This window comes from Streptomyces sp. NBC_01237, assembly GCF_035917275.1.
Classification (GTDB): domain Bacteria; phylum Actinomycetota; class Actinomycetes; order Streptomycetales; family Streptomycetaceae; genus Streptomyces.
On sequence record NZ_CP108508.1, the window covers coordinates 6,710,352 to 6,729,998 of the forward strand.

At 68.2% G+C, this 19,647-nt stretch carries 14 protein-coding genes and 1 rRNA gene; 10 read left to right on the plus strand and 5 right to left on the minus strand.

Going from position 1 to position 19,647, the window contains the following annotated elements:
- Positions 1–48: 48 nt before the first annotated feature.
- From OG251_RS29970 to eccCa, 3 genes are all read right to left on the minus strand, one after another.
- Positions 49–747: a hypothetical protein gene (locus tag OG251_RS29970; protein WP_326680019.1), complete on the minus strand. Its 699-nt coding sequence runs from the start codon at positions 745–747 to the stop codon at positions 49–51.
- A gap of 71 nt (positions 748–818) precedes the next feature.
- Positions 819–1,271 (minus strand): hypothetical protein, encoded by a 453-nt coding sequence (locus tag OG251_RS29975; protein WP_326680020.1) that lies wholly within the window; start codon positions 1,269–1,271, stop codon positions 819–821.
- 208 nt (positions 1,272–1,479) lie between these two features.
- Complete coding sequence (gene eccCa / locus OG251_RS29980; RefSeq protein ID WP_326680021.1) at positions 1,480–5,439, minus strand: type VII secretion protein EccCa; 3,960 nt, start codon at positions 5,437–5,439, stop codon at positions 1,480–1,482.
- A 184-nt stretch (positions 5,440–5,623) separates the two neighbouring features.
- Here eccCa and eccD point away from each other — a divergent pair, with 184 nt between their 5' ends.
- The 6 genes from eccD (at position 5,624) to OG251_RS30010 (ending at position 12,683) form a co-directional block, all read left to right on the plus strand.
- On the plus strand, positions 5,624–7,102 hold the full coding sequence (eccD, locus tag OG251_RS29985) for a type VII secretion integral membrane protein EccD (protein WP_326680022.1): 1,479 nt from the start codon (positions 5,624–5,626) through the stop codon (positions 7,100–7,102).
- 177 nt (positions 7,103–7,279) lie between these two features.
- Positions 7,280–7,570 carry a 30S ribosomal protein S15 gene (gene rpsO / locus OG251_RS29990; RefSeq protein WP_003965855.1) on the plus strand — a complete coding sequence of 97 codons (291 nt, stop codon included), beginning with the start codon at positions 7,280–7,282 and terminating at the stop codon, positions 7,568–7,570.
- 272 nt (positions 7,571–7,842) lie between these two features.
- Positions 7,843–10,056 carry a polyribonucleotide nucleotidyltransferase gene (locus tag OG251_RS29995; RefSeq protein WP_326681466.1) on the plus strand — a complete coding sequence of 738 codons (2,214 nt, stop codon included), beginning with the start codon at positions 7,843–7,845 and terminating at the stop codon, positions 10,054–10,056.
- Entirely contained in the window at positions 10,053–11,432 is a 1,380-nt protein-coding gene (locus tag OG251_RS30000) for a M16 family metallopeptidase (RefSeq protein WP_326680023.1), read from the plus strand. The genes OG251_RS29995 and OG251_RS30000 overlap by 4 nt, the downstream gene beginning before the upstream one ends.
- Before the next feature lie 18 nt (positions 11,433–11,450).
- Positions 11,451–12,203, plus strand: coding sequence for a 4-hydroxy-tetrahydrodipicolinate reductase (dapB, locus tag OG251_RS30005; protein ID WP_326680024.1), 753 nt, complete (start codon positions 11,451–11,453; stop codon positions 12,201–12,203).
- Between the two features lie 12 nt (positions 12,204–12,215).
- On the plus strand, positions 12,216–12,683 hold the full coding sequence (locus tag OG251_RS30010) for a tetratricopeptide repeat protein (RefSeq protein WP_326680025.1): 468 nt from the start codon (positions 12,216–12,218) through the stop codon (positions 12,681–12,683).
- 80 nt (positions 12,684–12,763) lie between these two features.
- Here OG251_RS30010 and OG251_RS30015 read toward each other — a convergent pair whose 3' ends face one another.
- Positions 12,764–13,324 carry a hypothetical protein gene (locus OG251_RS30015; RefSeq protein WP_073726618.1) on the minus strand — a complete coding sequence of 187 codons (561 nt, stop codon included), beginning with the start codon at positions 13,322–13,324 and terminating at the stop codon, positions 12,764–12,766.
- 94 nt (positions 13,325–13,418) lie between these two features.
- Positions 13,419–13,658, minus strand: a complete 240-nt coding sequence (locus tag OG251_RS30020; protein ID WP_326680026.1) for a hypothetical protein — start codon at positions 13,656–13,658, stop codon at positions 13,419–13,421.
- A 187-nt stretch (positions 13,659–13,845) separates the two neighbouring features.
- On the opposite strand from OG251_RS30020, the gene thyX reads away from it, so the two are divergent.
- The 4 genes from thyX (at position 13,846) to OG251_RS30040 (ending at position 19,600) form a co-directional block, all read left to right on the plus strand.
- On the plus strand, positions 13,846–14,583 hold the full coding sequence (thyX, locus tag OG251_RS30025) for an FAD-dependent thymidylate synthase (protein ID WP_326680027.1): 738 nt from the start codon (positions 13,846–13,848) through the stop codon (positions 14,581–14,583).
- A 152-nt stretch (positions 14,584–14,735) separates the two neighbouring features.
- Positions 14,736–15,635, plus strand: a complete 900-nt coding sequence (gene dapA / locus OG251_RS30030; protein ID WP_326680028.1) for a 4-hydroxy-tetrahydrodipicolinate synthase — start codon at positions 14,736–14,738, stop codon at positions 15,633–15,635.
- Positions 15,636–15,763: 128 nt separating this feature from the next.
- Positions 15,764–17,449, plus strand: coding sequence for a ribonuclease J (locus OG251_RS30035; RefSeq protein ID WP_073726610.1), 1,686 nt, complete (start codon positions 15,764–15,766; stop codon positions 17,447–17,449).
- Between the two features lie 625 nt (positions 17,450–18,074).
- Positions 18,075–19,600, plus strand: a 16S ribosomal RNA gene (locus OG251_RS30040).
- The last annotated feature ends 47 nt before the right edge of the window (positions 19,601–19,647 follow it).

Sequence of the window (19,647 nt, forward strand, 5' to 3'; positions counted from 1 at the left end):
GATCGGGCCGGTCGGCGCGGCCCGGCCCTGCGTGGTGGCGGCCGGATCTCAGGCGAGCTGCGCGTGCAGGGCCAGGGCGAGGCCGGAGAGCTTCTCGCGGCCGGGTCCGGGCCTTCCGTCCTCGCCCGCCGTCACTACCAGCGAGGCGTTGCCGTCATCGGTGGGCTTCACCCGCACGGTGACGCAGTCGCCGTTCTCGGAGGCCACCGCCTCGCCCGGCGCGCCCGCCCCCGTGCGCTTGAGGTACGAGGTCAGCTGCTCGGTCGAGAACCCGCCGGCAGCCATGATCACCGGTGCCAGCAGGTTCTCGGCCGACGCCGATTCCGTGGCGATCGTGTGTACTTCCACGGTGTCGGCGCCCACATGGAAGAGGCAGCTGACCAACGCCCCGGGGTTGGCCGCGAATCCACCCGGCCCCTCGGCGCCCCGTCCGTTCTCGGCGGTGACGGCGGACGCGTCCGCGTCGCCGCCTCCAGCGGCACCGGCACCCGTCTCCCCGGACAGCCCCGCCGCCTTCGCCGCACGGGCGATGTCGTACGGGAGCGGGCAGTCGTCCGCTCCATCCGGCCCAACCTTGTCTGCGGCCGCCCGGAGCGCGGAGACGCTCACAGGACCGGCCGCCTTCCCCGTCCCCGCGTCGGAAGCGCTGGATCCACCATCGTCGTCACCCTGCTGGCAACCGGTCAGCAGCGCCGTCGCGAGCAGCAAGGTCAGGGCGCCACCGCGCCGGAGTCGTGTGCGTTCCATGGCGCCGGGGCCTTTCGTCCTGTGGGCATGGGGGAGGGACAACGGGTGCCAGGTCATGATCTGCCTCCGCCCTATACCCCGCCGAGGCCCGACGCCCACGGCCCGTACTGCGGCTTGAGCAGTGGCGAGAACTGGGAATTGATGTCCAGGTCGGTGCGGGCGAAGCCGTTGGCCGCACCGCGGAGGCCGTTCTTCTCCGAGCTGAGCCGACCCATCAGCGTCTGCACCTGTTTGTCCCAGGTCTCGCCCAGCTTGGTGATGGCTGGACCGGTGGCCCAGTCGGTGAACTCCCTTGCCGCCGCGGCCGACGACTCGTCCGCCCAGTTGGTGGACTTCTGGGTACTGCCCTCCAACTCGTTCTGGATGGTGTTCGCGGCGGCTGCCTTCTCCGCGGGCGTCGAGGCCAGGACCTGCCCGCCGAGGCCGGGCGGCGGGCCGCCGTCGGCGCCGTTCAGCCGCATACTCGTGCTTTGCCGTTGAGTGGCCTCCGCGCGCAGCGTGGCCCACTCGTCGTCGAAGCCCATCGGATTCCCCCGTATCGCATGCCTGTGGACGGTGCCGCCGTGTCCGAGCGCACCGATGGATCACCCACTCGACGCTAATACATGGTGGCTACCGGTCACGGTCCGGCCCCGCCCCGCCCCCACGACGCGCACCCCCGACCGCCCTCCGAAACGCACCGGGCCCCCGCGCAACATCGCGCGGGGGCCCGGCCGACACCGCGGCACTGCCTCAGTGCTGCTCCGGCAACCGCCCGATCTGCACCAGCGGCGTACCGCGCCTGCGCGACGCGAAGTACCCGCGCCCCGGCGGCATCGCGTGGCCGCGCACCGAGCCGATCAGCTCGCCCTCGCCCGGATCGCCGGACAGGACGACGCCCTGCGCGCCCAGTTCCTTGATCCGCTGCATGAACGACTCGTACATCGACCTCGACGCCCCCGCCGAGTTACGGGCGATGATGAACCGCACCCCGGTGTCCCGGGCGAACGGCAGATACTCCGCCAGCGGAGCCAGCGGATTGCCCGCGTTCGTCGCCACCAGGTCGTAGTCGTCCACGATGATGAAGATCTGCGGACCGCTCCACCAACTGCGGTCCCGCAGCTGCTGAGGAGTCACATCCGTCGGCGGCTGGCGCCGCGCGAACACCCCCGACAACGCCTCCATGTGCATCTGCATGGAGCTGGCCATCGGCGCGTACTCCAGCAGATGGGACTCCGGCAGCGCGCCCAGCAGCGCCCGCCGGTAGTCGCCGACGACGAGCTTCGCCTCGTCGGGGGAGTACCGCTCCGCGATCTGCTTGGCGATCAGCCGCAGCAGATTGGTCTTGCCGGACTCGCTCTCGCCGAAGATCAGGAAGAACGGGTCCGTCTCGAAGTTGACGAACACCGGCTCCAGCGCCGTCTCGTCGATCCCGATCGCGATGCCCCGCTCCGGGAACTCGAACCCCTTGGGCAGCTGGTCCGCGGGCAGCTTGCGCGGCAGCAGCCGCACCGCGGGTGCCGAGGGCCCCGACCAGTTCGCCTTCACCGCCCCGACGAACGCCGCGGTGCCGTCGGAGAGATCCGCACCGCTGCTGACGGAGTCGATACGCGGCAGAGCGCCCATGAAGTGCAGCTTCTCCGGCACCTGACCACGGCCGGGCACCCCCGCGGGCACGTTCGAGGCGACCTTGCGGTCGAACTCGGAGTCCATCACATCGCCCAGCCGCAGTTCGAGCCGGCCGAGGATCTGGTCCTTCAGCGCCGCCCGGACCTCCATGTACCTGGCCGCCGTGATGATCACATGGATGCCGTACCCGAGACCGCGCGAGGCGATGTCGGTGACGGTCTGCTCCAGCATCTCGTACTCGGCCCGGAAGCCGCCCCAGCCGTCGATCACCAGGAACACATCGCCCCACGGCTCGCCGGGCAGCTCTCCCCGGGCGCGCTTGCGCCGGTAGGTGGCGATCGAGTCGATGGAGTGGGAGCGGAAGAACTCCTCGCGCCGGTTGAGGACCCCGGCCACCTCGGCGACCGTACGGCGCACCCGTTCCGGGTCCAGCCGGGAGGCCATCCCGCCGACGTGCGGCAGCTCCGCCAGCGACACAAGACCGCCACCGCCGAAGTCGAGACCGTAGAACTGCACCTCGTGCGGGGTGTGGGTGAGCGCGAACGAGGAGACCAGCGCCCGCATCATGGTCGACTTCCCGGACTGCGGACCACCGACCACCATCATGTGACCGGCCGCACCGGAGAAGTCCCGGTACAGCACCTCACGCCGCTGCTCGAACGGCTTGTCGATCAGCCCCAGCGGCACGGTCAGACCGCCCGGACGCGTGTACTCGGTCGAGGAGAACCCCCGGTCCGACGTCGGCGCGAGCCCCGGCAGCAACTGGTCCAGCGTCGGCGCCCGGTCCAGCGGCGGCAGCCACACCTGGTGGGCCGGCACCCCCTGGCCCTCAAGACGCCGCACGATCACATCGAGCACCGTGTCGGCCAGCGCGTCGTCGTCCGCCGTCGACCGGGCGGCCGCCAACTGCGCCGGATCCGGGGCCGCGTACACCACCGGCACCGGAGCGGCACTGAACACCGCGGGCCGCCGGTCGATCGGCAGCTGTCCCACCGACAGATCGGGACCGCCCGTGCGGTACGTCCCCGACACGTACGCCGCCTTGAACCGGGTCATCTCGTCCGTACCGAACTTGAGATAGCCGGAACCGGGCACCGACGGCAGGTGGTACGCGTCCGGCACACCCAGCGCCGTACGCGACTCCGCGGCCGAGAAGGTCCGCAGACCGACCCGGTAGGAGAGATACGTGTCCAGACCGCGCAGCTTGCCCTCCTCCAGACGCTGCGAGGCCAGCAGCAGATGCACACCCAGCGAACGGCCGATGCGGCCGATCTGGATGAACATGTCGATGAAGTCCGGCTTCGCGGTGAGGAGTTCGGAGAACTCGTCGATCACCAGGACCAGCGAGGCCAGCGGCTCCAGCGCGGCACCCGCGGCCCGCGCCTTCTCGTAGTCGTGCATGTTGGCGTAGTTGCCCGCCGACCGCAGCAGCTCCTGACGGCGCTGGAGTTCACCGCGGATCGCGTCACCCATGCGGTCCACCAGCGTCAGGTCGTCCGCCAGGTTGGTGATGACCGCCGCCACATGCGGCATCTGCGACATCCCGGCGAACGTCGCGCCGCCCTTGAAGTCCGCGAGGACGAAGTTCAGCGTCTCCGACGAGTGCGTGACCGCGAGCCCCAGCACCAGCGTCCGCAGCAGCTCCGACTTGCCGGAACCGGTCGCACCGACACACAGCCCGTGCGGCCCCATGCCCTCCTGCGCGGCCTCCTTCAGGTCCAGCATCACCGGCTGGCCGTCCTCGCCGATACCGATCGGCACCCGCAGCCGCTCCGACACCGAACGCGGCCGCCAGGTACGCGCCACATCGACCGAACCCGCGTCCCCCAGATTCAGCAGATCCGTGAAGTCCAGGTTGGCCAGCAGCGGTTCGTCGTCGTCGCCCCCGCCCATCCGCAGCGGGGCGAGCTGCCTGGCCAGCGCCTCGGCGGCCGGCAGCGACATTCCGTCGGGCAACCCCTCGTACGCGAGCCTCGCACCGGACTCCAGCCTCAGCAGCCCCGGCCGTACCACCACCGAAAGGCCACCGCGCTGCTCGTCCAGCTCACCGGAGACCACCTCGACGATCGTCACGCCCTGCAGACCCTCGGCCGCCGCGAACAGCGAGTCCGGCGGCACCATCCCGCCGTCCAGGACCACCACGACATGCGGCTGGTCCAGCACCGGCTGGCTCTCCCGGCCGAACCGCGGCCGCCCGTCCAGCCGGCTCGCCAGCAACTGCTCCAGCTCGCCCAGATCATCACCGAACAGCCGCTTCGTACCGGCCCCGTCGACCTGCCCGGGAACCTGCGTGTGCGGCAGCCACTTCGTCCAGTCCCAGCGCGCCACCGCGCTCGGCGCCGCCACCACCGCGACCATCAGATCCTCGGGGGAGTGCAGCGTCACCAACTGCGCCACCAGCGAGCGGGCCGTCGACTGCGCCGCCTCCGGCTGCCCGGAGACCGTCACGTGGTAGAAGGCCCGCATCGAGACCGCCATCGGCAGCCCGTCCAACGACCCGTGCACCGCCAGGAACTGCTGCATCGCACCGGCGCACATCGGCTCCAGCTCATCCACCGGCGCGGTGTCCGGAGCGGCCAGCGGCGTCGACAGCTGCTGCGCCCCGAGCCCGACCCTGACCTGCGCGAAGTCCTTGTCCCCGACGCGCCGTTCCCAGACCCGGCTGCCCTCGGCGACCACCGACCACAGCTGCTCCGGCGCGGGGTGCAGATACAGCTGCACATCGCGCTGCGAACGCGCCGTCCGGCGTACCGTCCGCCGCGTCTGGGCCAGGTACTTGAGGTAGTCGCGCCGGACATCTGCCATTTGCCCCTGCGTACCACGACGATGCCGGACAAGCTGGGCGACCACCATTCCGACGGTCGAGACCAGCATCAGCACACCCATGATCCGCATGAACGGAGGTGCCTGCGGCGAGAAGAAGAAGACCACCGAGGAACCCATGCCGAGCACCGGCAGGATCTGCATCAGCATGCCCTCCTGCTGCCCGCGCGGCAGTTCGGGAGGAGCCTCCAACGTCAATTCTTCCGTGGGTACTTCCGGCGGCAGAGACCGCGGAGGTCGTTTCACGACGATCTGGCTCACCGGAACATCAATCCCTCAATACGGACGGGCGGAAGGCCGGTCTGGTCCGCACCGACGCCCCCGTGGCTGCGTGTGCGCGGACTTCCCTCCGCGCGACGGCGATCCTACTTGCAGATGACCCGCCCACCTCCCGGTAGGGTGGCGCGCGCACTGTGCGCAACCGCGAATCAGGGGGACCAGACACGTGAGTACGACCGCAGCGACGGGTTTCTGCCGCGTCACTGTCGTGGCGCCCGACAGCCGGATCGACGTCGCCCTGCCGGAAGACATCGCCGTCGCCGACGTCTACCCGGAGATCCTGCGTCTCACGGGCCAGACGCAGGCGGCCGGAACACCGACCGGCTTTCACCTCGTACGCCGCGACGGCACGGTCCTGGACGGCGCCAGAACCCTCGCCGCCCAGCAGGTGCTCGACGGCGAACTGCTCAGCCTGCGCCCGTTCGCGCAGTCGCTGCCGCCCGCCGTCTTCGACGACGTCTCGGACGCCGTCGCCTCGGCCGTCACCCGCGACCGCCATCTGTGGAGCGACGAACTCCTGCGCGGCGCGGGCCTGGTCGGCGGCGTCCTGCTGCTCGTCCTCATGGGCTTCGTGCTCTGGTTCGCCGACCCGGTCCGGCACGACATGCACAGCCTGCCCGGCATCATCGCGGGCTCCGCCGGACTGCTGCTGACCGCCTTCGCCGGCGTACGCGCCCGGGTCTACACGGACCGCGCCACGGCCGTCGCACTCGGTCTGGGCGCACTTCCGCTGGTCCTCATCGCCGGCTCCGGCATCGTCGGCCCGGACGCCGGCCAGGGACCCGGCCGGCTCCAGTTCCTGCTCGGCTGCGTCGCCGTCCTGCTGGCCTCGGTCGTCCTGGTCGCCCTCACCCCCAGCGGTGACGCGCCCTTCGTCGCGGCCACCTTCCTGGCCACCGTCGGCACCCTGGCCACCTTCCTCGCGATCCTCACCGAGGCATCGGCCACCCAGACCGCCGCCGTCTGCGCCCCGGTGGCACTCGGCCTCGTCGCCTTCCTGCCCGGCCTCTCCGCCCGCTTCGCCCGGCTGCCCATCGGATACGCCTCACCGCGCACCGCCCCCGGTGGTTACGAGGACGACTTCGCCGACCCGAACGCCCCCATGGGCGACCCCGAGCCCGTCGACGCCGAGCGCATCGCCGCCCAGGCCCGCCGGGGCCACGAGATGCTCCTGGGCCTGGTCGGCGGCTGCGCCGCCGTGGCCGTCGGGTCCGCCGCGGTCCTCGGCTTCTCGGACAACATCTGGGGCCAGGTCCTCGCGCTCGCCGCAGGACTCGCGATGCTGCTCCGCGCCCGCCTGTTCCGCTACACCTCCCAGGTCGCCTGCGTCCTGGTGGCCGGCATCGGCGCCATCACCCTGCTCGTCCTCGGCCTCTCCCTGAACCCGCCCACGGACCTGCTGTACGACCTGGTCCGCTACGGTGACCGCGGCTCCCTGGACATCCGTACGATCTGGCTCTCCGCGGCCGTGGCCGCGGGCGCGGCCCTGTTCACCGCGATCGGCCTCGTCATCCCGCGCAAGGGTCTCTCACCCTTCTGGGGCCGTCTCCTCGACCTCACCGAGAGCGCCCTGCTGCTCTCCCTGGTCCCGCTCTGCCTGGCCGTGCTGGACGTCTTCGCGAAGGCCAGGGCCCTCACCAGCTGAGGCCCGGCAGGAGCGCTCCGAATGGCTGGTACTCTGGCTGGTGGCCGTTTGTGTACGCGTCTCCGGATCATCCTGGGGACTGCGCTCATCGGACCTTCGCCTCCGAGTCATGGAAGCTCTCCTGCGATCAAGACCAGGAGCACTCGTGGGCGCATCGAACATCACAGAGGAGTACGCGTGCCGCTCGACGCCGCTACGAAGAAGCAGATCATGTCCGAGTTCGCCCAGAAGGAGGGTGACACCGGTTCCCCCGAGGTTCAGGTCGCCATGCTCTCCCGCCGGATCTCGGACCTGACGGAGCACCTCAAGACGCACAAGCACGACCACCACTCCCGTCGTGGTCTGCTGATCCTGGTCGGCCAGCGTCGCCGCCTCCTGCAGTACCTTGCCAAGAAGGACATCCAGCGCTTCCGTGCGCTCGTCGACCGCCTCGGCATCCGCCGCGGCGCGGCCGGCGGCGCCAAGTAAGGACGCTGTGAAAGGGAGCGGTTCCCGTCTTCTGGGGGACCGCTCCCTTTGCCGTACGTGCACGACCGGTGTCAAGCTCAGTAATCTGGGCGTACGACACCAGAACGAGGAGAGGCGCAGCGACGCCGCCGCCGGTCCTCGGTAGTGGCCCCCGGGACAACGCCCGGGAGCTTCGATCGAAGACCGGCCCGCACACACGGTGCGCTTCTCCTGCACCGTCCCCCGCCACACGGGCAGGGGGACGAAAGACGACGAGTATGGAGAAAACACTAGTGGAGAACGAGACCCACTACGCCGAGGCCGTTATCGACAACGGAACCTTCGGCACCCGCACCATCCGCTTCGAGACGGGCCGCCTGGCCAAGCAGGCCGCCGGCTCCGCCGTCGCGTACCTGGACGACGACACCATGGTGCTGTCGGCCACCACCGCTTCCAAGCGGCCCAAGGACAACCTCGACTTCTTCCCCCTCACGGTGGACGTCGAGGAGCGGCAGTACGCGGCCGGCAAGATCCCCGGCTCCTTCTTCCGTCGTGAGGGCCGGCCCTCCGAGGACGCGATCCTCACCTGCCGCCTGATCGACCGCCCGCTGCGCCCCTCCTTCAAGAAGGGCCTGCGCAACGAGATCCAGATCGTCGAGACGATCATGGCGCTCAACCCCGACCACCTGTACGACGTGGTCGCGATCAACGCCGCCTCCTGCTCCACCATCCTGGCGGGCCTGCCCTTCTCCGGCCCGATCGGCGCCACCCGCGTCGCCCTGATCAAGGGCCAGTGGGTCGCGTTCCCGACGCACACCGAGCTCGAGGACGCCGTCTTCGACATGGTCGTCGCCGGTCGCGTCCTGGAGGACGGCGACGTCGCGATCATGATGGTCGAGGCCGAGGCCACCGAGAAGACCATCCAGCTCGTCAAGGACGGCGCCGAGGCTCCCACCGAGGAGATCGTCGCCGCCGGTCTGGACGCCGCGAAGCCCTTCATCAAGGCGCTCTGCAAGGCCCAGTCCGACCTGGCCTCCAAGGCCGCCAAGCCGGTCGGCGAGTTCCCGGTCTTCCTGGACTACCAGGACGACGTCTTCGACGCGCTCTCCAGCGCCGTCACCTCCGAGCTGACCCAGGCGCTCACCATCGCCGGCAAGCAGGACCGCGAGGCCGAGCTGGACCGCGTCAAGGAGATCGCCGCCGAGAAGCTGCTCCCGGCCTTCGAGGGCCGCGAGAAGGAGATCTCCGCCGCGTACCGTTCGCTGACCAAGAAGCTGGTCCGCGAGCGCGTCATCAAGGACAAGGTCCGCATCGACGGCCGTGGCGTCACGGACATCCGTACGCTCGCCGCCGAGGTCGAGGCCATCCCGCGCGTGCACGGCTCGGCGCTCTTCGAGCGTGGCGAGACCCAGATCCTGGGCGTCACCACCCTCAACATGCTCCGTATGGAGCAGCAGCTGGACACCCTTTCCCCGGTGACCCGCAAGCGCTACATGCACAACTACAACTTCCCGCCGTACTCCGTCGGTGAGACCGGCCGCGTGGGCTCGCCCAAGCGCCGCGAGATCGGCCACGGCGCACTCGCCGAGCGCGCGATCGTTCCGGTCCTGCCCTCGCGCGAGGAGTTCCCCTACGCGATCCGCCAGGTCTCCGAGGCGCTGGGCTCCAACGGCTCGACGTCCATGGGCTCGGTCTGCGCCTCCACCATGTCGCTGCTGAACGCCGGTGTGCCGCTCAAGGCCGCCGTCGCCGGTATCGCCATGGGCCTGATCTCGCAGGAGATCGACGGCAAGACGCACTACGTCGCCCTCACCGACATCCTCGGTGCGGAGGACGCCTTCGGCGACATGGACTTCAAGGTCGCCGGTACGAAGCAGTTCGTGACCGCGCTCCAGCTCGACACCAAGCTCGACGGCATCCCCGCCTCGGTCCTGGCCGCCGCGCTGAAGCAGGCCCGTGACGCGCGTCTGCACATCCTGGACGTCATGAACGAGGCCATCGACGTCCCGGACGAGATGTCCCCGAACGCCCCGCGGATCATCACCGTCAAGATCCCGGTGGACAAGATCGGTGAGGTCATCGGCCCCAAGGGCAAGATGATCAACCAGATCCAGGAGGACACCGGCGCCGACATCACGATCGAGGACGACGGCACCATCTACATCGGTGCCCAGCAGGGCTCGCAGGCCGAGGCCGCGCGCGCCACGATCAACGCGATCGCCAACCCGACCATGCCGGAGGTCGGCGAGCGTTACCTGGGTACGGTCGTCAAGACCACCACCTTCGGTGCGTTCGTCTCCCTCATGCCCGGCAAGGACGGCCTGCTGCACATCTCGCAGATCCGCAAGCTCGCCGGTGGCAAGCGCGTGGAGAACGTCGAGGACGTGCTCGGCGTCGGCGCCAAGGTCCAGGTCGAGATCGCCGAGATCGACTCCCGCGGCAAGCTCTCCCTGATCCCCGTGGTCGAGGGCGAAGAGGCCGACGAGAAGGACGACGCCGCCAAGTGACGTCCCGTAGTTCCGTGACGACGGCCCGCACCTCCTCCAAGGCGCGGGCCGTCGCCCGTACCCAGACGCTTCTCAAGGGCACCAACGGCATCGGTACGGTCCGCCGCACCGTCCTCCCGGGCGGTCTGCGCATCGTCACCGAGACGCTGCCCTCCGTACGCTCCGCCACCTTCGGGATCTGGGCCAACGTCGGATCACGCGACGAGACCCCCACCCTGAACGGCGCGACGCACTACCTCGAACACCTCCTCTTCAAGGGCACGGCCAAGCGCAGTGCCCTCGACATCTCCGCCGCGCTCGACGCGGTCGGCGGCGAGATGAACGCCTTCACGGCGAAGGAGTACACCTGCTACTACGCGCGGGTCCTCGACACGGACCTGCCGCTGGCCATCGATGTCGTCTGCGACATGCTGACCGGCTCGCTGATCACCCCCGAGGACGTCGACGCCGAGCGCGGAGTCATCCTCGAAGAGATCGCGATGACGGAGGACGACCCGGGCGACTGCGTGCACGACCTGTTCGCGCACACCATGCTCGGCGACACCCCCCTGGGCCGCCCGGTCCTGGGCACCGTGGACACGATCAACGCGCTGAACCGCGGCCAGATCGACCGCTTCTACAAGAAGCACTACGACCCCACGCACCTCGTCGTCGCCGCGGCGGGCAACGTCGACCACGCCACGGTCGTACGTCAGGTCCGCAGGGCCTTCGAGCGCTCCGGCGCCCTGTCCCGCGCAGACGCCGTCCCGATGGCACCGCGCGAGGGCTCACGCACCCTGCGCACCGCCGGCCGGGTGGAACTGCTCAACCGCAAGACCGAGCAGGCCCACGTCGTCCTCGGCATGCCGGGTCTCGCGCGCACCGACGAACGCCGCTGGGCGCTCGGCGTACTCAACACCGCCCTCGGCGGCGGCATGAGCTCCCGCCTCTTCCAGGAGGTACGGGAGAAGCGCGGCCTGGCCTACAGCGTGTACTCGTACACCTCGGGCTTCGCCGACTGCGGGCTCTTCGGCGTGTACGCGGGCTGCCGGCCCAGCCAGGTGCACGACGTCCTGAAGATCTGCCGCGACGAGCTCGACCGCGTCGCGGCCGACGGCCTCAGCGACGAGGAGATCGGCCGGGCCATCGGTCAGCTCTCCGGTTCCACGGTCCTCGGCCTGGAGGACACCGGCGCGCTGATGAACCGGATCGGCAAGAGCGAGCTGTGCTGGGGCGAGCAGATGTCGGTCGACGACATGCTCGGCCGGATCGCGGCGGTCACCCCCGACGACGTACGCGCGGTGGCGGGCGAGGTCCTGGGACACCGGCCCTCGCTCTCCGTCATCGGCCCGCTCAAGGACAAGCAGGCGGACCGCCTCCACGAAGCGGTCTCCTAACCCTTAAGGAACAAAGCAATGAGCAAGCTGCGCGTAGCCGTTCTCGGCGCCAAGGGCCGTATCGGAGCCGAGGCGGTACGAGCCGTCGAGGCCGCCGACGACATGGAGCTGGTGGCTGCCCTGGGCCGGGGCGACAAGCTGGAGACCCTCGCGGACACCGGCGCCCAGGTCGTCGTCGAGCTCACCACCCCCGCATCGGTGATGGGCAACCTCGACTTCTGTGTCCGGCACGGCATCCACGCCGTCGTCGGTACCACGGGCTGGACCGACGAACGGCTCGCGCAGCTCGGCACCTGGCTCGACGGCTCCCCGGAGACCGGGGTGCTCATCGCGCCGAACTTCTCCATCGGCGCGGTCCTCACGATGAGGTTCGCCGAGCAGGCCGCCCGTTACTTCGAGTCCGTCGAGGTCATTGAGCTGCACCACCCGAACAAGGTCGACGCGCCCTCCGGCACCGCCACCCGTACGGCCCAGCTGATCGCGGCCGCCCGCGAGAAGGCCGGCCGCGCCGCGCAGCCGGACGCCACCACCACGGCTCTGGACGGTGCCCGCGGCGCGGACGTCGACGGGGTCCCGGTCCACGCGATCCGGCTCCGCGGGCTCCTCGCCCACCAGGAAGTGCTGCTCGGCGGCGAGGGCGAGACCCTCACCATCCGCCACGATTCCCTGCACCACAGCAGCTTCATGCCGGGCATCCTGCTCGGTACGCGCCGTGTGGTGACCACTCCGGGCCTCACCTTCGGCCTGGAACACTTCCTCGACCTGAACTGACTGAGCCCACCCATGCGCGCAAAGATCACCTACGTTGTCACCGCCGCCGTCCTGGTCTTCTACTTCGCCCTGGTCGGCAGCCGTGGCCTGCTCCTCATTCGGCACGGCACGCTGCTGACGGTCGCGTTCGGCGTCTCGGTACTGGTGCTGCCGGTGATCGGCGTCTGGTTCCTCTGGAAGAACACCCAGTTCGTCCGCAGGGCCAACGCGCTGGCGGCCGAGCTGGAAGCGGAGGGCGGGCTCCCCATCGACGAACTGGTCCGTACCCCGGCAGGCCGTATCGACCGCGACTCCGCCGACGCCGTGTTCGCCCGTCGACGCGAGGAGACCGAGGACACCCCGGACGACTGGCGCTGCTGGTTCCGTCTGGCGGTCGCCTACCAGGACGCGAGGGACACCCCGCGCGCCCGCAAGGCGATGCAACGGGCGATCGCACTGCACGGCCCGCGCCGAGCGGAATCGAGCCCGTCCGGCGGCTGAGGGCACCTTCACACGCGTCAGGCCCGGCACGGGGTGTTCCCGTGCCGGGCCTGACGCGCGACGGCCACACAACCGCACAACTACACGGCTACACCCTGGCGGTACTCGTCCCCCCACGCCTCGATCGTGTCCGTCGCCCGCTCGAAGGCCTCGTCCCGTCCCAGGAAATCCGCGTTGTGGTCAGTCACCAGCGGCGGCAGTGTGTCGCCGCCCTGGCGGACCACGACGAGGGCCTGGCCCTGCACGGTACGGGGCAGGCCGAGCCAGTTCACCGGCTGCTGGACGGTACGCACCGCCGCGGCCCGGTCCCACGGCACGGTGGTGGTCCGGAAGAACGCCACGCGCCGCACGCCGTGCCGGCTGACCCAGGCGCCGACCCGCAGGAGCCGGAGCGCACCCGCGATCACCGCGGCGGAGAGCCCCATACACACGAGGGCTCCGGACGGCCCGCCGGTCAAACCGATGATCATGGCTGCGAGCAGCACGAACGACGCGAGCAACAACAGGGTGGCCGCCGCCGCGACCCGCCACGGGCCGGGGCGATAGGGGCGCCGCCAGCTGTCGTGGTCGTCGAACGGCAGCGCAACGTCCTCCGCGCTCGCATCGAATGCGCGGTCGGCCGTCAGGAAGGGCAGGGGCACGACTGATCCTCACTCACAAGCACGCTCGATTGCTGTGCCCGGTGAGGCTACCGAGAGTGGTACCGGCCCGACCACCCCAGGGGGTCCGTACGGGTCAGCGGCCCTGAGCGGCCTCGGACTGCTTCCCGTGGGCCGGGGCGTGCCCGGAGTCGAGGGCGGGGAGGCCGAAGAGCAGCGATCCGACGAGACCGGTGACCACGGTCAGCCCCACGAGGGAACGGCCCGCCAGTTCCGACACGCTGGCGCGGGCACGGGGCGGGGGAGTGACATTACTGCGGAACCGGTCGGCCTCGGCTACGAACGAGAACGGGACGGATTCACGCCGGCGGAACATGAGGAAACTCTCCTTGATCTCTGTAACGGGTGCTGCTAATGAGTCAGACGCGCGGAACACCCGATCGGTGCCCCGAATCGCCGAATCGATGCAAGATTTCCCCGTACGGGCGGTCCCGGACGCGTTGTCGGTGCCGGGCCGTAGAGTGGGCGCCGCCCGTGCGACGCCATTGGAAGGACCCCCGCCGGTGACCGACACCCCCGAACCCGTAAAGCCCCACTTCCGCAGCGATGTCACCGTTGACCTGGTGAAACATGCCGCAGGTGACTCCGACGTCCTGTTCGCCGCCCGTGTTTCCACGGCCGGGGAGCAGTCGCTGGAAGAGGTCACCAAGGACCCCGAACGGTCCAAGGGGCTCATCAACTTCCTGATGCGGGACCGGCACGGAAGTCCCTTCGAGCACAACTCGATGACCTTCTTCATCAGCGCCCCCATCTTCGTCTTCCGCGAGTTCATGCGGCACCGCGTGGGCTGGTCGTACAACGAGGAATCGGGCCGCTACAGGGAGCTGGAGCCGGTCTTCTACGTACCGGGGGAGTCCCGCAAGCTCGTCCAGCAGGGCCGCCCCGGCAAGTACGAGTTCGTCGAGGGCACCCAGGCACAGCACGAGCTCACCGGCCGTGTGATGGAGGACTCCTACCGCCAGGCGTACGAGGCGTACCAGGAGATGCTCGCGGCCGGAGTGGCCCGCGAGGTCGCCCGCGCGGTCCTGCCCGTCGGCCTGTTCTCGACGATGTACGCCACGTGCAACGCCCGCTCACTGATGCACTTCCTCGGTCTGCGCACCCAGCACGAGCTGGCGGCGGTCCCGTCCTTCCCGCAGCGCGAGATCGAGATGGTCGGCGAGCAGATGGAGGCCCACTGGGCGCGGCTCATGCCGCTCACTCATGCCGCCTTCAACAAAAACGGACGGGTCGCCCCGTAAGCGGTGTCCGTATTGCGGCGTTTCATGAAGTTCATCTAGGCTGATCAAACGGACCCGGCACTGCTTGAACCCCCGAGCAGGCAGTGCCGGGTTCCACTTCCCCGTCCCCCCGAGGGGACACCGGGCGCTGAGCAACGAGTAGCGTGTTACCCATGGCTCCGATCTCCACTCCGCAGACCCCCTTCGGGCGGGTCCTCACCGCTATGGTCACGCCCTTCACGGCGGACGGCGCACTCGACCTCGACGGCGCCCAGCGGCTCGCCGCCCATCTGGTGGACGCAGGCAATGACGGCCTGATCGTCAACGGCACCACCGGCGAGTCCCCGACCACCAGCGACGCGGAGAAAGACCAGCTCGTACGGGCGGTACTCGAAGCGGTAGGAGACCGGGCCCACGTCGTCGCCGGCATCGGCACCAACGACACCCGCCACAGCGTCGAGCTGGCCCGCACCGCCGAGCGCACCGGCGCCCACGGCCTCCTCGCCGTCACGCCGTACTACAACAAGCCCCCGCAGGAAGGCCTCCTGCGGCACTTCACCGCCATCGCGGACTCCACCGGACTCCCCGTGATGCTGTACGACATTCCCGGCCGCAGCGGCGTGCCGATCGACACGGAGACGCTGGTCCGGCTCGCCGAGCACCCGCGTATCGTCGCCAACAAGGACGCCAAGGGGGACCTGGGCCGCGCCAGCTGGGCCATCGCGCAGTCCGGCCTCGCCTGGTACTCCGGCGACGACATGCTGAACCTGCCGCTCCTCTCGGTCGGCGCCGTCGGCTTCGTCTCCGTCGTGGGCCATGTGGTGACCCCCGATCTGAGGGCGCTCATCGAGGCGCATCTCGGCGGCGACGTCCACAAGGCCACGGAGATCCACCAGAAGCTGCTCCCGGTCTTCACCGGCATGTTCCGCACCCAGGGCGTGATCACGACGAAGGCCGCGCTGACCCTCCAGGGCCTCCCGGCCGGTCCGCTGCGCCTGCCCCTGGTGGAACTCACCGCACAGGAGACGGCGCAGCTCAAGATCGATCTGGCCGCCGGTGGGGTAGAGCTGTAACCACGGACTTCACAACTGAATAAGCGAGGAACACTCGCGAAGCACGATCCCAGACAACAGCAAGTGCACGAATGACACGCGCGCCACGTGCCTCAGCGGTACGTGGCGCGCGTGGTAAGGAGAGTCTTTTGAGTCATCCGCATCCTGAACTCGGTACCCCGCCGAAGCTCCCGAAGAACGGCCTGCGCGTCACGCCGCTCGGTGGTCTCGGTGAGATCGGCCGCAACATGACGGTCTTCGAGTACGGCGGCCGCCTGCTCATCGTCGACTGCGGCGTGCTCTTCCCCGAGGAGGAGCAGCCCGGGATCGACCTGATCCTTCCGGACTTCACCACCATCCGGGACCGTCTGGACGACGTCGAGGGCATCGTCCTCACGCACGGACACGAGGACCACATCGGTGGTGTCCCGTATCTGCTGCGCCTGAAGCCGGACATCCCGCTCATCGGCTCCAAGCTGACCCTCGCACTGATCGAGGCCAAGCTCCAGGAGCACCGGATCCGTCCGTACACCCTCGAAGTCACCGAGGGCCAGCGCGAGCGCATCGGCGTCTTCGACTGCGAGTTCATCGCGGTCAACCACTCGATCCCGGACGCTCTCGCGGTCGCCATCCGCACCCCTGCGGGCATGGCCGTCGCGACCGGTGACTTCAAGATGGACCAGCTCCCGCTGGACGGGCGTCTCACCGACCTCCACGCGTTCGCCCGGCTGAGCGAGGAGGGCATCGACCTGCTGCTCTCCGACTCGACGAACGCCGAGGTCCCCGGCTTCGTACCGCCCGAGCGGGACATCTCCAACGTCCTGCGCACGGTCTTCGCCAACGCCCAGAAGCGCATCATCGTGGCCAGCTTCGCCAGCCACGTGCACCGCATCCAGCAGATCCTGGACGCGGCCCACGAGTACGGCCGCCGGGTCGCCTTCGTGGGGCGCTCGATGGTCCGCAACATGGGCATCGCCCGTGACCTCGGCTACCTGAAGGTCCCCGCGGGCCTGGTCGTCGATGTGAAGACCCTGGACGATCTGCCGGACGACGAGGTCGTGCTCGTCTGCACGGGCTCGCAGGGCGAGCCGATGGCCGCCCTCTCCCGGATGGCCAACCGCGACCACCAGATCCGGATCGTTCCGGGCGACACGGTGATCCTGGCGTCGTCCCTGATCCCCGGCAACGAGAACGCGGTCTACCGCGTGATCAACGGCCTGACCCGCTGGGGCGCCAATGTCGTCCACAAGGGCAACGCCAAGGTCCATGTCTCGGGCCACGCCTCGGCCGGCGAGCTGCTGTACTTCTACAACATCTGCAAGCCGAAGAACCTGATGCCGGTCCACGGCGAATGGCGCCACCTGCGCGCCAACGCCGAACTGGGCGCCCTCACGGGTGTCCCCAAGGACCACATCGTCATCGCCGAGGACGGCGTGGTCGTCGACCTGGTCGACGGCAAGGCCAGGATCGTCGGCAAGGTTCAGGCGGGTTATGTCTATGTCGACGGCCTCTCGGTCGGCGATGTCACCGAGACCTCGCTCAAGGACCGCCGCATTCTCGGCGACGAAGGCATCATCTCGGTCTTCATCGTGGTCGACAGTTCCTCGGGCAAGATCGTGGGCGGCCCCCACATCCAGGCCCGGGGCTCCGGCATCGACGACGCCGCCTTCAGCGCCGTCGTTCCGAAGGTCGAGGAAGCCCTCAACAAGTCGGCCCAGGACGGCGTGATGGAGCCCCACCAGCTCCAGCAGCTCGTCCGCCGCTCGGTGGGCAAGTGGGTCTCCGACACCTACCGCCGGCGCCCGATGATCCTTCCGGTCGTCGTCGAGGTCTGATCCTCACGACCGCCGACCTGGAGCGGGGCGCCTCGATTTGCATCGGGGCGCCCCGCTCCAGTAGGTTTACGGCTCCGCCCGACCAGGAAGCACCCGCGCACTTGTGCGCAGGAAGCACCTGAAGGGGGCGGGAATTCCGACTCAGAATCTCTGATAAAGTCGGATCCGCCGAAAGGCAAAGGCCACTCCACAGGCCGCCGGAATCAAATTCGGACCGGAAACGGAACGAAAAAGAGTCTGGTAAAGTTGGAACCGCCGGAAAGGGAAACGCGAAAGCGAAGAACTGGAAAGCGAAAACTGCTCGGCCCGCTTCGACCGGGAATCGGACACGAAAGAGTCTGATAGAGTCGGAAACGCAAGAACACGAAGGGAAGCGCCCGGAGGGCCCCGGTGAAACGGGACCGAAGGAAGCGTCCGTTCCTTGAGAACTCAACAGCGTGCCAAAAGTCAACGCCAGATATGTTGATACCCCGGCCTGCTTCGGCAGGTTGGTGGTTCCTTTGAAAGTCCTGCCGGGCCTTAGGGTTCCGGTGGGCAATTACACAGCGAGGACGCTGTGAACGACTGGTCTTATTCCGACCGGTCGTTCCGCTCTCGTGATGTGTGTCCCGATTACGGGAAAACATTCACGGAGAGTTTGATCCTGGCTCAGGACGAACGCTGGCGGCGTGCTTAACACATGCAAGTCGAACGATGAAGCCTTTCGGGGTGGATTAGTGGCGAACGGGTGAGTAACACGTGGGCAATCTGCCCTTCACTCTGGGACAAGCCCTGGAAACGGGGTCTAATACCGGATAACACTCCTGCCTGCATGGGCGGGGGTTAAAAGCTCCGGCGGTGAAGGATGAGCCCGCGGCCTATCAGCTTGTTGGTGGGGTAATGGCCTACCAAGGCGACGACGGGTAGCCGGCCTGAGAGGGCGACCGGCCACACTGGGACTGAGACACGGCCCAGACTCCTACGGGAGGCAGCAGTGGGGAATATTGCACAATGGGCGAAAGCCTGATGCAGCGACGCCGCGTGAGGGATGACGGCCTTCGGGTTGTAAACCTCTTTCAGCAGGGAAGAAGCGAGAGTGACGGTACCTGCAGAAGAAGCGCCGGCTAACTACGTGCCAGCAGCCGCGGTAATACGTAGGGCGCAAGCGTTGTCCGGAATTATTGGGCGTAAAGAGCTCGTAGGCGGCTTGTCACGTCGGATGTGAAAGCCCGGGGCTTAACCCCGGGTCTGCATTCGATACGGGCTAGCTAGAGTGTGGTAGGGGAGATCGGAATTCCTGGTGTAGCGGTGAAATGCGCAGATATCAGGAGGAACACCGGTGGCGAAGGCGGATCTCTGGGCCATTACTGACGCTGAGGAGCGAAAGCGTGGGGAGCGAACAGGATTAGATACCCTGGTAGTCCACGCCGTAAACGTTGGGAACTAGGTGTTGGCGACATTCCACGTCGTCGGTGCCGCAGCTAACGCATTAAGTTCCCCGCCTGGGGAGTACGGCCGCAAGGCTAAAACTCAAAGGAATTGACGGGGGCCCGCACAAGCAGCGGAGCATGTGGCTTAATTCGACGCAACGCGAAGAACCTTACCAAGGCTTGACATATACCGGAAAGCATCAGAGATGGTGCCCCCCTTGTGGTCGGTATACAGGTGGTGCATGGCTGTCGTCAGCTCGTGTCGTGAGATGTTGGGTTAAGTCCCGCAACGAGCGCAACCCTTGTTCTGTGTTGCCAGCATGCCCTTCGGGGTGATGGGGACTCACAGGAGACTGCCGGGGTCAACTCGGAGGAAGGTGGGGACGACGTCAAGTCATCATGCCCCTTATGTCTTGGGCTGCACACGTGCTACAATGGCCGGTACAATGAGCTGCGATGCCGCGAGGCGGAGCGAATCTCAAAAAGCCGGTCTCAGTTCGGATTGGGGTCTGCAACTCGACCCCATGAAGTCGGAGTTGCTAGTAATCGCAGATCAGCATTGCTGCGGTGAATACGTTCCCGGGCCTTGTACACACCGCCCGTCACGTCACGAAAGTCGGTAACACCCGAAGCCGGTGGCCCAACCCCTTGTGGGAGGGAGCTGTCGAAGGTGGGACTGGCGATTGGGACGAAGTCGTAACAAGGTAGCCGTACCGGAAGGTGCGGCTGGATCACCTCCTTTCTAAGGAGCATCTAGATTCCGCAAGGAATCCAGAGCCACTACGTCGA

Bases quoted from the DNA above. Each gene is read 5' to 3' on its own strand.
- OG251_RS29970 (WP_326680019.1), bottom strand. From the start codon at position 747: ATGGAACGCACACGACTCCGGCGCGGTGGCGCCCTGACCTTGCTGCTC.
- OG251_RS29975 (WP_326680020.1), bottom strand. From the start codon at position 1,271: ATGGGCTTCGACGACGAGTGGGCCACGCTGCGCGCGGAGGCCACTCAA.
- dapB (WP_326680024.1), top strand. From the start codon at position 11,451: ATGAGCAAGCTGCGCGTAGCCGTTCTCGGCGCCAAGGGCCGTATCGGA.
- OG251_RS30010 (WP_326680025.1), top strand. From the start codon at position 12,216: ATGCGCGCAAAGATCACCTACGTTGTCACCGCCGCCGTCCTGGTCTTC.
- OG251_RS30020 (WP_326680026.1), bottom strand. From the start codon at position 13,658: ATGTTCCGCCGGCGTGAATCCGTCCCGTTCTCGTTCGTAGCCGAGGCC.
- dapA (WP_326680028.1), top strand. From the start codon at position 14,736: ATGGCTCCGATCTCCACTCCGCAGACCCCCTTCGGGCGGGTCCTCACC.